The organism is Streptomyces luteogriseus (assembly GCF_014205055.1).
GTDB classification, from domain to species: Bacteria; Actinomycetota; Actinomycetes; order Streptomycetales; family Streptomycetaceae; genus Streptomyces; species Streptomyces luteogriseus.
On sequence record NZ_JACHMS010000001.1, the window covers coordinates 4,690,395 to 4,704,956 of the forward strand.

18 protein-coding genes are annotated in these 14,562 nt (G+C 69.1%); 12 read left to right on the forward strand and 6 right to left on the reverse strand.

The window, feature by feature from the left end; genetic code table 11:
* Positions 1-182 precede the first annotated feature (182 nt).
* The 3 genes from BJ965_RS20770 (at position 183) to BJ965_RS20780 (ending at position 2,312) form a co-directional block, all read left to right on the forward strand.
* A complete protein-coding gene (locus BJ965_RS20770; RefSeq protein WP_184910009.1) occupies positions 183-950 on the forward strand; it encodes a GntR family transcriptional regulator in 768 nt (255 codons plus the stop codon).
* The gene (locus tag BJ965_RS20775) at positions 947-1,519 is read left to right on the forward strand and encodes a GNAT family N-acetyltransferase (protein ID WP_184910010.1); all 573 of its coding nucleotides are present in this window, start codon (positions 947-949) and stop codon (positions 1,517-1,519) included. Before BJ965_RS20770 ends, BJ965_RS20775 begins: the two co-directional genes overlap by 4 nt.
* A gap of 205 nt (positions 1,520-1,724) precedes the next feature.
* Positions 1,725-2,312, forward strand: coding sequence for a hypothetical protein (locus tag BJ965_RS20780; RefSeq protein WP_184910011.1), 588 nt, complete (start codon positions 1,725-1,727; stop codon positions 2,310-2,312).
* 611 nt (positions 2,313-2,923) lie between these two features.
* On the opposite strand, the gene BJ965_RS20785 is transcribed toward BJ965_RS20780, so the two are convergent.
* Positions 2,924-3,715, reverse strand: a complete 792-nt coding sequence (locus BJ965_RS20785) for a PIG-L deacetylase family protein (protein WP_184910012.1) — start codon at positions 3,713-3,715, stop codon at positions 2,924-2,926.
* Positions 3,716-3,757: 42 nt separating this feature from the next.
* Complete coding sequence (locus tag BJ965_RS20790) at positions 3,758-4,219, reverse strand: hypothetical protein (RefSeq protein ID WP_184910013.1); 462 nt, start codon at positions 4,217-4,219, stop codon at positions 3,758-3,760.
* Between the two features lie 425 nt (positions 4,220-4,644).
* On the opposite strand from BJ965_RS20790, the gene BJ965_RS20795 reads away from it, so the two are divergent.
* The 4 genes from BJ965_RS20795 to BJ965_RS20810 all read left to right on the forward strand — a co-directional run bounded on the left by BJ965_RS20795 (position 4,645) and on the right by BJ965_RS20810 (position 7,381).
* Entirely contained in the window at positions 4,645-4,839 is a 195-nt protein-coding gene (locus tag BJ965_RS20795) for a hypothetical protein (RefSeq protein WP_184910014.1), read from the forward strand.
* Positions 4,840-5,111: 272 nt separating this feature from the next.
* Positions 5,112-5,708, forward strand: a complete 597-nt coding sequence (locus BJ965_RS20800) for a DinB family protein (protein WP_221513178.1) — start codon at positions 5,112-5,114, stop codon at positions 5,706-5,708.
* A 112-nt stretch (positions 5,709-5,820) separates the two neighbouring features.
* On the forward strand, positions 5,821-6,243 hold the full coding sequence (locus BJ965_RS20805; RefSeq protein WP_030849154.1) for a YciI family protein: 423 nt from the start codon (positions 5,821-5,823) through the stop codon (positions 6,241-6,243).
* Positions 6,236-7,381 carry an RNA polymerase sigma factor gene (locus BJ965_RS20810; protein ID WP_184910016.1) on the forward strand — a complete coding sequence of 382 codons (1,146 nt, stop codon included), beginning with the start codon at positions 6,236-6,238 and terminating at the stop codon, positions 7,379-7,381. The genes BJ965_RS20805 and BJ965_RS20810 overlap by 8 nt, the downstream gene beginning before the upstream one ends.
* Before the next feature lie 18 nt (positions 7,382-7,399).
* Here the strand turns inward: BJ965_RS20810 and BJ965_RS20815 are convergent, their stop codons facing one another.
* The 3 genes from BJ965_RS20815 to phoU all read right to left on the reverse strand — a co-directional run bounded on the left by BJ965_RS20815 (position 7,400) and on the right by phoU (position 8,843).
* Positions 7,400-7,651: an SCO4226 family nickel-binding protein gene (locus BJ965_RS20815; protein ID WP_097217393.1), complete on the reverse strand. Its 252-nt coding sequence runs from the start codon at positions 7,649-7,651 to the stop codon at positions 7,400-7,402.
* A 181-nt stretch (positions 7,652-7,832) separates the two neighbouring features.
* Positions 7,833-7,988, reverse strand: a complete 156-nt coding sequence (locus BJ965_RS20820; protein WP_184910017.1) for a hypothetical protein — start codon at positions 7,986-7,988, stop codon at positions 7,833-7,835.
* Positions 7,989-8,141: 153 nt separating this feature from the next.
* Entirely contained in the window at positions 8,142-8,843 is a 702-nt protein-coding gene (gene phoU, locus BJ965_RS20825) for a phosphate signaling complex protein PhoU (protein WP_184910018.1), read from the reverse strand.
* 265 nt (positions 8,844-9,108) lie between these two features.
* Here phoU and BJ965_RS20830 point away from each other — a divergent pair, with 265 nt between their 5' ends.
* Positions 9,109-10,401, forward strand: a complete 1,293-nt coding sequence (locus BJ965_RS20830; RefSeq protein ID WP_184910019.1) for a sensor histidine kinase — start codon at positions 9,109-9,111, stop codon at positions 10,399-10,401.
* Positions 10,398-11,078, forward strand: coding sequence for a response regulator transcription factor (locus tag BJ965_RS20835; RefSeq protein WP_030243122.1), 681 nt, complete (start codon positions 10,398-10,400; stop codon positions 11,076-11,078). Before BJ965_RS20830 ends, BJ965_RS20835 begins: the two co-directional genes overlap by 4 nt.
* An 87-nt stretch (positions 11,079-11,165) precedes the next feature.
* Here the strand turns inward: BJ965_RS20835 and BJ965_RS20840 are convergent, their stop codons facing one another.
* On the reverse strand, positions 11,166-11,849 hold the full coding sequence (locus BJ965_RS20840) for a DUF461 domain-containing protein (RefSeq protein WP_184910020.1): 684 nt from the start codon (positions 11,847-11,849) through the stop codon (positions 11,166-11,168).
* A gap of 604 nt (positions 11,850-12,453) precedes the next feature.
* Here BJ965_RS20840 and BJ965_RS20845 point away from each other — a divergent pair.
* From BJ965_RS20845 to ispF, 3 genes are all read left to right on the forward strand, one after another.
* Entirely contained in the window at positions 12,454-12,936 is a 483-nt protein-coding gene (locus tag BJ965_RS20845; protein WP_003953493.1) for a CarD family transcriptional regulator, read from the forward strand.
* Positions 12,937-13,239: 303 nt separating this feature from the next.
* Positions 13,240-14,004 (forward strand): 2-C-methyl-D-erythritol 4-phosphate cytidylyltransferase, encoded by a 765-nt coding sequence (gene ispD, locus BJ965_RS20850; protein ID WP_184910021.1) that lies wholly within the window; start codon positions 13,240-13,242, stop codon positions 14,002-14,004.
* Complete coding sequence (gene ispF / locus BJ965_RS20855) at positions 13,994-14,488, forward strand: 2-C-methyl-D-erythritol 2,4-cyclodiphosphate synthase (RefSeq protein WP_184910022.1); 495 nt, start codon at positions 13,994-13,996, stop codon at positions 14,486-14,488. The genes ispD and ispF overlap by 11 nt, the downstream gene beginning before the upstream one ends.
* Positions 14,489-14,562: the final 74 nt, after the last annotated feature.

Sequence of the window (14,562 nt, forward strand, 5' to 3'; positions counted from 1 at the left end):
CCGTCTTCACGGGACCCGTCGGGCGCTGTCAGTACAGGCAGGCACACTCGAAGGTGTTGCACCACCTGCTCAGCTTGTTGGTACAAGCTGATGCAGTGATGCTGCACCGACGGACAGTGATGCGTCAAGGGGTTAGGAACTGCATGTACCAACAAGTTGCGCGAGTGCGTCATGATGGGGCCATGAACAAGCAGCCGAAGTACCGGCAAGTGGCCGACGTCCTGCGCCGCGAGATTGTCAACGGCACCCATGCGCCTGGATCGCGGCTGCCCTCTGAGAACGACCTACAGCAGCGTTTCGACGCGTCGCGGAACACCGTCCGCAACGGGCTGAGTCTGCTGGTCAGTGAGGGGCTGATCTCGTCCAGTCAGGGACTCGGGTACGAAGTCAAGTCGCACGAGGTGTTCGAGCTCAACGCGTCTCGCTTCGAGAACCTGACCTTCCCGCAGAACGGCGACGCGTACAACACGGACGTGACAAACGCGGGCCGCCGGCCACACCAGACGTTCCGTGTGGAAATGCTGCCGGCGTCGCAGGAGATCGCTGAGCGCCTGAAGATCGAGCCAAGTACGAAGACGGTATTGCGGTTTTGTCATCGCTATGTGGACGACGTTCCGTGGTCCACACAGGCGACCTACTATCCGTCGTGGCTGGTAGACGAGTCGCCGCGACTAGCTGAGCCAGGCGACATTGCCGAGGGCACGACGCGGTATCTCGCCTCTCGGGGTATCGAACAGGTCGGGTACTTCGACGAGATCGCGGCTCGAATGCCCACGCCTGAGGAAGCCCGTCTGCTGGAGATTGGAGCCGGTGTGCCGGTCATGCTCTGGACCCGAACGGGCTACTCGCCGGATCGGCCCATCCGATGCACGATCACAACGTTCCGGGGTGACCTGAACCGGATGAACTACGAGATCGGCGAGTTGTCCGCCCGAAGCGAGAACTCGTGATCATCTCTCTCGCAGAGCCGCGTGACGTGGCCAAGCTGCTGGCTTTCCGGGAGGAGGCGGCAGCTTGGTTGCGCGGTCTCGGCTCGGACCAGTGGAGCCGTCCGTACCCGGCTGACAAGCTGTTGGCCACGATCGAAGCGGGCACCGTGTTCATGCTCCGCGACGGGCATACGACCGCCGGAACGATCACGCTTACCCCAGAGGCCGAAGAGGGGCTGTGGACTGACGAGGAACTGACCGAGCCGTCACTCTTCATCAACAAGCTCACCGTTGCTCGTGAGTACGCCGGGCAGAACCTCGGTGGCCGCTTGCTCGATTGGGCTGGTGACCGCGCGTACCGTGCTGGTGCTCGGTGGCTCCGACTGGACGCGTGGACGACGAACGAGGGGCTCCAGCGGTACTACCTCGCGCAGGGATTCACGCATGTTCGCACTGTCTGTGAGGGCACGGCCGTCAACGGTGGGCCACGGGTTTCCGGATGGCTTGCACAGCGGGCGGCCCGAGTGGTCGCGGATCACGGCTTCACGGACCGTACGCCGGCGCCCGAGCGGCTCCGATTCGCAGCGTGACTTCCCCGGGGCGGAGCCTTAGGGCCATCCTCTGGCCCACTCGGGCCAGACGAATTGCTCTGGGGGGCCGTATGTGCAGGTCAGGGTCCCATCCCGTCGCGTGAATTCGGCTGGTCTCTGCCGCTCTGACATCAGCTAACCGAGCCGACCCAGAGCGGTTGAATACGCCTCCGGCGGTTCGGCACATCAGGCAGGATCAACCAGCATGGACCCTGCCGTCATCGCTGCTCTCATAACCACCCCGACCGCAGTCCTTGCTGCCGTCACCGCATACGCCGCCGGTCGAGCCCAGGGGCGAGGCACCGTGGACGCTGTGCGCCGCCAACACCAGCGCGACGCATACGCCGCATTCCTGTCCGCCGCCATCTCCTTTGCTGATCAAATGGACTGGCGACGGTGCGTAGCGCTGGCCACCAGGGAAACAGCCGCCTCGACCCATCCGGAGAGCGCCGAAGCAGTGCGGCGTCTCGCAGCTGGCATCCGAGCCGCTGTCGATATCAAGCCCATGCAAGATGCTTCAATGCTGGTGCACCTGGAAGGCCCGAAGCACGTCAGCCAGCTCGTCATCACGGCCATGAACCAGGCCCGCAAGAACCAGGAGGATGCCGAAACGGCGATCCAAGATACTCCGACGGCACCCGGCACGTTTGCGCTGCCCGACCCCGAAAAGGCCGACTACGCCTTCAGCCGTCGTGTGGGCATCTTCATGGCCGCCGCCAGTGCTCACCTGAATGGGGACGACGCCCTTGCAGCGGAAGCCCGAGCGTCGGCCTCTATAAGCGACCATCCGTGAGGATGGACAGCCGCGGGTTCCTGGCGGGGGTTGGCCGCGCCAATCCACCGGCGGCGCGGCAAACCGCTGGCCAACCAGGCGTAGGCGGCGCCCGATGATGGGACCCTTGGGCAGGTCAAGTCGCATTCGGCCGTGCAGATCCGGCCGGTCTTGGCAGCCGTTCCCCCTGGGCGCCGTAGAACTTCCCCTGCTCGTCGCTACGCCGACCTCGTGGATCCGGGGCCGCCAGGCAGGCTGCTCCTCTTCGTGACGAGAGTTCGGGCCCACACCGCCGGGCCCTCTCTGGGCCCTCCGGGGTCGACCGACGACGACCAACGACGACAAACAACGACGGCCCAATCGCAGGTCAGTTGAGGTACGTGACGCGCTGACCAGGGCCGAAAAACGGGCCCTCCAGACCCAGGGCAAGAAGAAGTAAGCAGCGCTGAAGAAGCCCCCTACCTGCGGTTTGTCCGCTGGTAGGGGGCTTGTTGTTGGGCTTGGGCCGCCAGGGGCGACGGCGCGAGCGACGCCACCTCGCCCGAGTTCGAGCGCGATGGCGCCCTCGGTGCCGGAGCCCTCTTCGCCTCTGCCAGACGCGGCGGCTTCCCGTGGTGAGTCGTGTGTGCTCCTCATCGTGAACCTTTGAAGAGATCCGAGTGGTTGGTCGCCCCGGACTCTGCGGATCTGATGAACCATTCTCGCCCGAGCAGCAGACCGAACAGAGGGGCGGGAATCCGGATCAGTGCCCGCATGATTGGCGCCAGCCGACCAGTTCCGTTCACTTGTGACTGGTGAGCAGCGAGCGCCGCTTGTTTCTGCTTGGCGAATTTGCGTACGTTCACTCGATGCGTGATGGCGGCGCGTGAACTGTATGCGGTGCCGGGAGCCACGGCGTCATGCCGGACAGGAAGTCTCAACCAGTCAACAAGCTTCAGAACCCGAGCCACCAGATCCCGGGGAATGGTCGCTTCCAGCACTTGTTCCACGCCGGCCAAAGACGCGGCGCGCCTCCCAACCTCGTGAACCCTGACGTGATCGCGATGGCCGTAGCCCCCGTTGGCGTCGTAGCTGAGAAGTACCTGCGCTTTCTCCTCCTGGAGAATCGCTGCCAGCCGCGCGGCGGCTTCCTGCGGATCGGCACGCGTGAAGCGCACTCGGTCCGGCGGATCCGGATACAACACCGGTCCGTTTCCGCTGTCCGCATACCCCAGATGCACCACGCGAGCCGCGCCCAGCACCGCCGCACTGGCGCGTAGCTCGCCCAGGCGCGGTGGTTCACCCTGACCGACCTCACCCGTCGAGCCGTCGGTGGCCACAACGATCACCACTCGGTGCCCCTCCGCAGCAGCACGCGCCAGCGTGCCGCCTGTCATGAGCACCTCGTCATCAGGGTGGGCGTGAAAGGCCACAACTGTTGCCATGGGTCACATCCTGTCCTACGCCGTCACGTGGAGACAGGAGGTTCACGGCACATACCAGCCGCCGAGGCGGCCGACCTGGCCAGGTACGCCCCGTACTTGCATCCGCGCGTTCTGGGTCCCGGTTTCCCAGGTGAGCAGTGCTTCAGGCGTGCCCCATGCCTGAGCAGCAAGCGCGTTGATCCGCGCTTCGAGGGTGCGCAAGTGTCGTCCGATCCTCTGAATGGCCCTGTTGAATCCACGTAACCACAACACTGCCAACAGCAGAACCAGCACCGCGACGTACACAGTCGGGGCGCCGAAGGTGAACTTCTTGGACACAGCCAACAAGGCAGAGACAACGCCGGCGAACCCGATCATCTGCATGCGTGAGGCCACGCGCTGTGTCACCTCTTCACGTAAGGTCCGATACTCCTCGAAAAGGGTCGCTATCTCATGCTCGATCTGGCGCTGAGGAGTCAGCGCACCAGGAGGTGCCGGGGGGTTGACGGAACCGTGGGGCGACATTCATTGTCCTCCGGGAGCTTCACGGTCAACGAGGCGAATGTACCCACGCCGAACCTCAATGACACGATTAGCGGACCAGGCGCTACGGGCTGAGATTTCTCGAAGTTGATGCACTGCAACAATGGAATGCGGCAACCTCAGCAACCCCCCCCGTGCCCATTGGCCCCCTGGGCCATGGAGCGATCTGTCGGGTGGGGAACAGCGGGGAATCACGGTGAAGGCACCGAGCCCGACCAGGCACCTGCGTAACATCTCGGGGCCGGCGCCTGGACGCGAAAGGCTGAGGGCCGCCTCGTCGGTGCTGGTGGAGGGGGAGGGCATGGCTGAGGAGCCGATCAGTGATCGACTGCGAGACCGTATCCGGCGGGATTTCCCGGACCCCGACGCCGCCACAGGGATAGAGGGGGGCCCTGCGGAAGCTGGCGGTGGAGCTCGAAGATTCGCTACAGAGCCCGGAGCGGCTCCTGACCGCGGCCGTGGTGATCGCGGACGGGGACGTGGACCGCTTTCGCTCGGCGGTCCGCCTCGCGCGCACGGACTGGCGTGATCTCCTCATGGCCGGCGGGCTGGGCCATGGGGACTGGCCGAGCGTCCTGGACGAGGAACTGCGTCCTCGGTAGCCGCTGTTCGGCCGTGGGACGTGCACCGCTCGACGTCGGCCTTGCGGATGGCGGCCGTCGTCCCGTCGCCGTGCCGGCTCGGGCCGAAGATCCGGACGGTGGGCCGTCCACCGAACACCACGGCAGTCAGGCCGTCAGAGGGCCGGGCCCTCGGCTACCGGATCCTGGTCACGGGCGTCCGACCCCCGCCAGCCCGATATTCGGTGGCGGCACCGCTCCCGCCGGTCCACCATGCCCGCATGGTCTCAGGTGAGCACACCGGTCAAGCAGCGATGCCAGAAGACTCGGACACGACGCGGTGGACGCGGGCGACCGTCTATCCCGACATGTGGGTCGACCCCGGTGACGACCCCCGCGAGACCGACGTCCAGCCCGTCGACGAACGCGGCATCCTCCTCGACTACCTGCGCAACTACCGCCTCACGTTCGAGATGAAGTGCGCGGGACTCAACGCCGAGCAGATGGCCCGGCGTTCCGTCCCGCCGTCCACGATGTCCCTGCTCGGGCTGGTGCGGCACCTGACCGAGGACGAGCGGCACCTCCGGCGGGTGATGGCCGGCGAGGACGCGCCGAAGCTGTACCGCACGGAGGAGGACCGGGACGGTGACTTCAACGGTGCCGTCGCCGACCAGGCGGTCGTGGACGAGGCCTGGCGGGCGTGGCGAGCCGAGATCGAGAGCACCGACCGCTTCCTGGCCGGCGTCACCGACCTCGCCACCCGCAACGCCGGCTTCTCCGACTACGGCCCCGAACCGGGCGGACAGGTCCAGCTCCGCGACATCCTGGTCGCACAGATCGCGGAGTACGCCCGGCACTGCGGCCACGCCGACCTCCTGCGCGAACGCATCGACGGCCGCGTCGGGCAGTGAACGAAAGCCGCTGAGAAAAAACTTCGGCGGCGATGTCGAGAACCCGCGTCCGGCTCCGTCCCCGGGGTGAAGGCGGCCAGGATGGGCCGCACCAGCACCGAGGAGAACCACGATGGCCAAGTACCTGCTTCTGAAGCACTACCGCGGCGCCCCGGCAGCGGTCAATGACGTGCCCATGGACCACTGGACGCCGGAGGAGATCTCCGCGCACATCCAGTACATGAACGACTTCGCGGCCCGGCTGGAGAAGACCGGCGAGTTCGTCGACGGTCAGGCGCTCGCCCCCGAGGGCGCGTGGGTCCGGTACGACGGTGAGGGGCGCCCGCCGGTCACCGACGGCCCGTTCGCCGAGACCAAGGACCTCATCGCCGGCTGGATGATCATCGACGTCGACAGCTACGAGCGTGCCGTCGAGCTGGCCGGAGAGCTGTCCGCCGCTCCCGGCGCGGGCGGGAAGCCGATCCACGAGTGGCTGGAGGTGCGTCCGTTCCTGACCGCGCCGCCCACCATCCCGGAGTGCTCCGTCCATGGATGAGGCACTGCTCCGCAGCCTCACCCCGACCGTGCTCACCGTCCTCGTCCGCCGCGGAGCCGACTTCGCGGCGGCCGAGGACGCCGTGCAGGACGCGCTGATCGAGGCGCTCCGCGTGTGGCCGGCCGACCCGCCGAGGGACGCCAAGGGCTGGCTGGTCACCGTGGCCTGGCGCAAGTTCCTCGACCAGGCACGGGCGGACAGCGCCCGCCGCCGGCGTGAGGACCTGGTCGACGAGGAGCCCACGCCCGGGCCCACGCCCGACGCCGACGACACGCTCCAGCTCTACTTCCTGTGCGCCCACCCCTCGCTGACACCGTCGTCGGCGGTCGCGCTCACCCTGCGTGCCGTCGGCGGGCTCACCACGCGGCAGATCGCCGAGGCCTACCTGGTGCCCGAGGCGACCATGGCGCAGCGCATCAGCCGTGCCAAGCGCACCGTGTCCGGCGTGCGGTTCGACCAGCCCGGCGATGTCGCGACCGTGCTGCGCGTCCTCTACCTGGTCTTCAACGAGGGTTACTCCGGCGACGTCGACCTCGCCGCCGAGGCCATCCGGCTCACCCGGCAGCTCGCGGGCACCATCGACCACCCCGAGGTGGCGGGGCTGCTGGCGCTCATGCTGCTGCACCACGCCCGGCGCGCCGGCCGTACCGCGCCCGACGGCAGCCTGGTGCCGCTCGCCGAGCAGGACCGCGGCCGGTGGGACACCGCGTCGATCGCCGAGGGCATCGGGATCCTTCAGACGGCACTCGCCCGCGACCGGCTGGGCGAGTTCCAGGCGCAGGCCGCCATCGCGGCACTCCACGCCGACGCGTTCACCGCCGAGGAGACCGACTGGGTGCAGATCGTGGAGTGGTACGACGAACTGCTGCGCCTGACGGACAACCCGGTCGTCCGGCTCAACCGCGCGGTGGCCGTGGGCGAGGCCGACGGACCGCGCGCCGGACTGGCGGCGCTCGCGGCACTGGACGACTTGCTGCCCCGCCACACCGCGGTGGCGGCGTACCTCCACGAGCGCGACGGCGACCCGGAAACGGCCGCCCGCCTGTACGCCGAGGCGGCCCGCAAGGCTCCGAACCTCGCCGAACGCGACTACCTGACCCGCCAGGCGGCCCGCCTCAACGCCGGCCGGCGCCGCTGACGGGCCGTGTGCGGCAGATCACTTGACGGTCAGAGGCACAGGGTGCACCTCGTCCGCCATGTGCCCGGCCCGCTCGTGAATGCGCTGTACCGCTTCGGCCGAGGGCGCCTCGGAGAGGCAGTAGACGTGGCCGGACTCCGGGTCCGCCCAGGCCATCTCGAAGTGGACCTGCTCGTCCTTCTCTATGGCGAGGTCCGCGTTGTGGGCTTCACGGAGCTGTTCCGCCGTGATGCCTTTCATGCCGCGATGGACATCCATGAACTTTGGCATGCCGCGCGTCTCCTTCCCGGCACGGCGCCGGCCAGCGCCGCCTTGCCTCCCTCCCATGCTCCGCCCGTGCGGCCACGGGGGCGACCCCAGGCCCCGCGGCCATGACCGGAGACCCCACGCCGTAGGGCCCCGGCGACACCGCCGAGGCCCTACAGGTCGTACGAACGTCGACGCGCCGGCGTCAGCCGCACTGGCAGGGGCTGCCCGACTGACATCCGCAGCCGCAGCCCGAGCCGCAGCCGCACGCGGCGATCAGGGGCAGGCTCCTGATCTCGGCGGGCTGCTCGGTCTCGCGCTGCCGGGCGGGGTCGGGATTCGTACTGGGGGATTCGGCCATGGGTCCCTCCTCGAGGCTGGTGCCTGTGCCCATTGGATGCCCGTTCCGCTGGGCGCATCAACGGCGCACTGAGGCGCCCACGCGCCCCAGCCGATCCCCGCCCGCCCCCAGCGGCACCGGGCACCCGCCCGGCCAGGCACCCGGCACCCCCCGTCAGGCGCTCTCGGCCCCAGCGACCGCCTGGATCTCCGGCTGCGAGTCCGTCTGGAGCTCGTCCGCGTGCTCACCCGTCACCAGGTACACCACGCGCTTGGCGACCGACACCGCGTGGTCGGCGAACCGCTCGTAGTAGCGGCCGAGCAGCGTGACGTCCACGGCCGTCTCGATGCCGTGCTTCCAGCGGTCGTCCATCAGGTGCTGGAAGAGGGTGCGGTGCAGCAGGTCCATCTCGTCGTCGTCCTGCTCCAGCTGGAGCGCCAGGTCGACGTCCTTGGTGATGATCACCTCGGCGGCCTTCGCCATCAGGCGCTGCGCGAGCTGGCCCATCTCCAGGATGGTGGCGTGCAGGTCGCTCGGGACCGCGCGGTCCGGGTAGCGCAGGCGCGCGAGCTTCGCCACGTGCTGGGCGAGGTCGCCCGAGCGCTCCAGGTCGGCCGACATCCGCAGCGACGTGACGACGATGCGCAGGTCCGTCGCCACCGGCTGCTGCCGCGCCAGCAGGGCTATGGCCCGGGCTTCCAGGTCGTGCTGGAGCTCGTCGACCTTCTGGTCGGCCTCGATGACGTTCTCGGCCAGCTTCAGGTCGGAGTCGAGCATGGCGGTCGTGGCGCGCCCGATCGCCGACCCGACCAGCCGGGCCATCTCCACCAGACTGTCGCTTATCGAGTCCAGTTCCTCGTGGTACGCGTCCCGCATCAGGCTTTCCCTCTCGTGCGTCCGTGTCGGGGTTCATCGGGCCGGGGCCCGCCGAACGAGCCGGGGCCCACCGAACAACCGGCGGTACGACCGTCGTATTACCGGCGGTCCGAACCCCACGCTCCCACGTTCCGCCCCGTACGCGTCCGTTTCCGTCATCCCAAATGAACCAATACTGACTCCAAGGTGAACTCTGGGCGACGAGTGTTCGAGCTCGCACCCCGACGGCTGTGGAGGGGGCCCGGGCCATGCCTAACCTGGGTGCATGGACGTGAACGCGGCGGTCGCCGCAGCGGCAGCGATCGCCGGGGTGCTCACCGGTGTCATCGCCGTACTGGCGTTCCGGTGGAGTGAGCGCGAGCAGAAGCGCCCCACCCGTAGCTCCCTGCACACCGACGCGGTACTCCCGCCGGGCGTGGACACCGTCCTGTCGGTCCTCAGGTCGTCCGCCGTCGTCCTCGACGAGGCGGACGCCGTGGTCAAGGCCAGCTCGGCGGCGTACGCCCTCGGCCTGGTCCGAGGCGGCAAGCTCGCCGTCGAGCCGATGCTGCAGATGGCCCGGGACACCCGGCGGGACGGCGAGATACGTCAGGTCGAGCTCGACCTGCCACGGCGCGGCACCGGACGCGGAGAGGCCCTGGCGGTCTCCGCGCGGGTCGCGCCGCTCGGCTCCCGGCTGGTGCTGCTGCTCGTGGAGGACCTGACCGAGGCCCGCCGTATCGAGGCGGTCCGGCGCGACTTCGTCGCCAACGTGAGCCACGAGCTGAAGACGCCGGTGGGCGCCCTCTCGCTGCTCTCCGAGGCCGTGATGGACGCCTCCGACGACCCCGAGGCCGTCGAGCGGTTCGCCGGGCGCATGCAGATCGAGGCCACCCGGCTGACCAGCCTGGTGCAGGAGCTCATCGACCTCTCCCGGGTGCAGAACGACGACCCGCTGGAGGACGCCGAGCCGGTCCGCGTCGACGAGCTCGTCGCCGAGGCCATCGACCGCTGCCGGCACCAGGCCGGCGCGAAGCAGATCACGATGGCCGCGGGAGGCGCCGCGGACCTGCGTGTATGGGGAAACCGCGGCCAGCTGGCCGCCGCCCTCGGCAACCTCGTCGAGAACGCCGTCAACTACTCACCCGCCCGCACCCGCGTCGGCATAGCGGCCCGCAGTGTGAACGCGCCCGGCGGGGACCACATCGAGATCGCCGTCACCGACCAGGGCATCGGCATCTCCGACAAGGACAAGGAGCGCATCTTCGAGCGCTTCTACCGCGTCGACCCGGCCCGCTCCCGTGCCACCGGTGGTACGGGGCTGGGGCTGGCGATCGTGAAACACGTGGCCGCCTCGCACGGCGGGGAGGTCACGGTGTGGAGCGCCGAGAACCAGGGCTCCACGTTCACCCTGCGGCTGCCGGAGGCCGGTGCGGCCCGCGACCGCTCACATCAGCAGCCCGCCCGACACGAGCGCGCAGGAGGCGCGGGCCTCGACGAGGAGGCCGGGCGGTCCACCCCCACATCCCCCGAATCAACCGCGTACGAAACGCTTCCCGCCCCGGAGGTCCTTCCGTGACCCGAGTGCTCGTCGTCGAGGACGAGGAGTCCTTCTCCGACGCCCTGTCGTACATGCTCCGCAAGGAGGGCTTCGAGGTCGCCGTCGCGACCACCGGGCCCGACGGGCTCGACGAGTTCGAGCGCAACGGCGCCGACCTCGTCCTGCTCGATCTGATGCTGCCCGGCCTGCCGGGCACCGAGGTGTGCCGCCAGTTGCGCGGCCGTTCCAACGTCCCCGTCATCATGGTGACCGCCAAGGACAGTGAGATCGACAAGGTCGTCGGGCTGGAGATAGGAGCCGACGACTACGTCACCAAGCCGTTCTCCTCGCGCGAACTGGTCGCGCGCATCCGTGCCGTGCTGCGCCGCCGCGGCGAGCCCGAGGAGGTCACCCCGGCGGCCCTGGAGGCCGGTCCGGTCCGTATGGACGTCGACCGGCACGTGGTCACCGTCGGCGGCACCAAGATCGACCTGCCGCTGAAGGAGTTCGACCTGCTGGAGATGCTGCTGCGCAACGCCGGCCGCGTCCTGACCCGCATGCAGCTCATCGACCGCGTCTGGGGTGCCGACTACGTCGGGGACACCAAGACCCTCGACGTCCACGTCAAGCGGCTGCGCGCCAAGATCGAGCCGGATCCGGGCGCCCCGCGCTACCTGGTGACGGTCCGCGGCCTCGGCTACAAGTTCGAGCCGTAGACCGGCCGCGCACGACGGCAGAGAACGAAGGGCGGGACCTCCCCGAGGGGAGGTCCCGCCCTTCGTTCTACTCGTTCGAGGACCGGCTCAGTGCCCGGCACCCGCGCTCGCCGAGGCCGCGTCGGTCGGCGTGCCGGACGCCTCGTGGCCACCCGGCTTCTCGCTGCCCGCGGGGCTCTCCGGCGCGCCCGACGCACCCTCGGCCGGGGAACCGGAGGGCGACCCGGACGGGGACGCCGACGCGCCCGGCGCGGCCGGCACCTCGGACGGGCCCCACTCCTTGAAGTAGTGCTCGGCGGGGACGACGAACGCGCGCAGGCTCACGGCACCCGTCCTGCTGAAGGTGAAGGTCACCTTCTGGGCGTTTCCGTCCTGCACGGCCTCACGGCTGCTCGGCAGCATCGCCGTGGCGTTGTTCGCGCCGCCCAGGATCAGCGAGCCGCCGGGCGGGATGCTGAGGCTGCCGCCCTTGGCGGGCTTGAGCTCGGCGGTCTTGCCGGTGCCGGGGAGGGTGATGGACTCCAGCGTCTCGGCGCTCTTGCCGGAGTTGAACAGGGTCGCGGAGACCGCGGCCGGGCCCGTCGACTCGAGGTCGGGCTGCGTGATCACGATCGCGTTCTGGACCTTGATGTCACCGACGCTCGTGGCCGCGTTGTCCGGCTGGATCTCCAAGGTCTGGGCGTTGTTGCCGGCGCCGCACGCGGCGAGCGAGGCGATCGAGAACGCGGTGACGACGGCGGCGAGGGCACCGCGTCGAAGGCTGCTGCTCACGGCGGCGGCAACTCCTTGACTCGAGCGGAGCGGCCGGAAAAGCCGCCCTAAGTGTCTGTCAGCGGGCCTTAGGTTACCGAGCCGTCCGCGTCCGGCCGCACCCGACCCCCCGTCACCGGTGATCCCACCTGAGTCACACATGACTCCCGGGTCGCATTGACGCGGCGCTCGTCCGGCATTCACATAAGAGCCCCGGGCAGTACCGCTAAGAGCCCCCGGCAGTACCGCAAATGTTCCGTGAAGGAATGCGCGGAGCACCGCGGAATTGATCATCAACGGCCCGTCGGGCCGGCTCGTGATCAATTTCGGATTCGACCGGAACCCGGCTCGGGCCTCCGAACGGAGTAGCGGAAGTCGATCGCATGGAACCGGACATATGGGGATGTTCGGCCTTCTGGAGGATGCTCCGGATGCGTGTAACGTACGCGTTTCGCTCACCCCGGACAGCCGCTCCCACCTGCGAATACCTTCTTCCACTCCCTGTCCGAAGCACGTTCCTGTTGGAGTTGTCAAGCCCCGAGATATGCCCTGACCTGCGAAAACGTCATTCAGAACCCGCAGTTTCCGTGTTACCCTGGATAGCCACGGAAGGGGTACCTGTCACATGACGTTCAAGGTTGGCGACACCGTGGTCTATCCCCATCACGGGGCCGCGCTGATCGAGGCTATCGAAACTCGCCAGATCAAAGGCGTGGACAAGACCTACTTGGTGCTGAAGGTCGCCCAGGGTGACCTGACGGTACGTGTGCCAGCGGACAATGCGGAGTTCGTCGGCGTGCGTGATGTGGTCGGTCAGGACGGGCTGGACCGGGTCTTCGAGGTGCTGCGTGCACCGTACGCCGAGGAGCCCACGAACTGGTCCCGTCGGTACAAGGCAAACCTGGAGAAGCTCGCCTCGGGCGATGTCATCAAGGTCGCGGAAGTGGTGCGTGACCTGTGGCGTCGTGAGCGTGAGCGTGGACTCTCCGCCGGTGAGAAGCGCATGCTCGCCAAGGCCCGCCAGATCCTGGTGAGCGAGCTGGCCCTCGCGGAGAACACCAACGAGGACAAGGCCGAAGCTCTGCTCGACGAGGTTCTCGCCTCCTGAGGCGAAGCTCGGTCGCTCAGCGCTGCGCTTGTCAAGGCTGCTGATCAAGCGCGCGCCTGCACATCGAAATGCCGCGGTGCCCGATGACGAATTTCTTGTCGCCGGGCGCTGCGGCATGTTCGTACCCGATGCACCGCCACCCCGGGATGTGTTATCACTCACGCCCCGGTTGTTCGTCTGGTGTGCCGGGCCCGGGCAGCCGGCTCGACCGGCGTCACGGAAGGGGCCGGTCGAGCGCGTCGCGCCCGGCACTCCTCCAGGCCATACCCACGCCAGGCCAGCACACAAACCTGACAGGAACCGATGTCTGACGATTCGCGTCCCTCGCCCTCCACCGGTCCTTCCGCGGCCCGCACGGCGGCCGTGATCCCGGCCGCCGGCCGGGGTGTCCGGCTCGGCCCGGGCGCCCCCAAGGCGCTCCGCGCGCTGGGCGGCACCCCCATGCTGGTCCACGCGGTCCGCGCGATGGCCGCCTCCCGCGCCGTCTCCCTGGTCGTCGTCGTGGCCCCGCCCGACGGTGCCGCCGAGGTCAGGTCGCTGCTCGACGCGCACGCCCTGCCCGAGCGGACGGACTTCCTCGTCGTCCCTGGCGGGCGGAGCCGCCAGGAGTCGGTGAAGATCGGCCTGGACGCGCTGCCGCCCGGCCACGACATCGTGCTGGTCCACGACGCGGCCCGGCCGCTGGTGCCGGTGGACACGGTCGACGCCGTGATCGAGGCCGTCCGGGACGGCGCACCGGCCGTGGTCCCGGCGCTGCCGCTGGCCGACACCGTCAAGCAGGTCGAGCCCGCCGGCACGCCCGGCGAGCCGGAGCCGGTCGTCGCCACGCCGGAGCGCTCGCTGCTGCGGGCGGTGCAGACCCCGCAGGGCTTCGACCGGGCCACGCTGGTGCGGGCGCACGAGACGGTGACCGGCGAGGTCACCGACGACGCCGGCATGGTCGAACAGCTCGGCCTCACCGTCGTGGCCGTCCCCGGTCACGAGGAGGCCTTCAAGGTCACCCGCCCCCTGGACCTGGTCCTCGCGGAGGCGGTCCTGGCCCGCAGGAGGCTCAACGATGGCTTCTGACCAGCCTGTTCTGCCCCAGGTCGGCATCGGCACCGACATCCACGCCTTCGAGGAGGGCCGGGAGCTGTGGTGCGCCGGCCTGAAGTGGGAGGGCGCGGGCCCCGGCCTGGCCGGCCACTCCGACGCGGACGTCGTCGCCCACGCCGCCTGCAACGCCCTCTTCTCCGCCGCGGGCCTCGGCGACCTCGGGCAGCACTTCGGCACGGGCCGCCCCGAGTGGTCCGGAGCCTCCGGAGTCACCCTCCTGACGGAGGCCGCGCGCATCGTGCGCGAGGCCGGCTTCCGGATCGGCAACATCGCCGTACAGGTGGTGGGCCCCCGTCCGAAGATCGGCAAGCGGCGGGACGAGGCCCAGAAACTCCTGTCGGAGGCGGCCGGCGCCCCGGTGTCGGTGTCGGGCGCGACGACGGACGGCCTCGGCTTCCCCGGCCGGGAGGAAGGGCTGATGGCGGTGGCCACGGCGCTGGTCGTGCGCACCGGCTGAAGGCAAGGGTTCGGGGCGTTCCCGTTGCCAATGTCACGAATATGTGCGCCCCGAGGGGAAGGTCCTGAGGCACA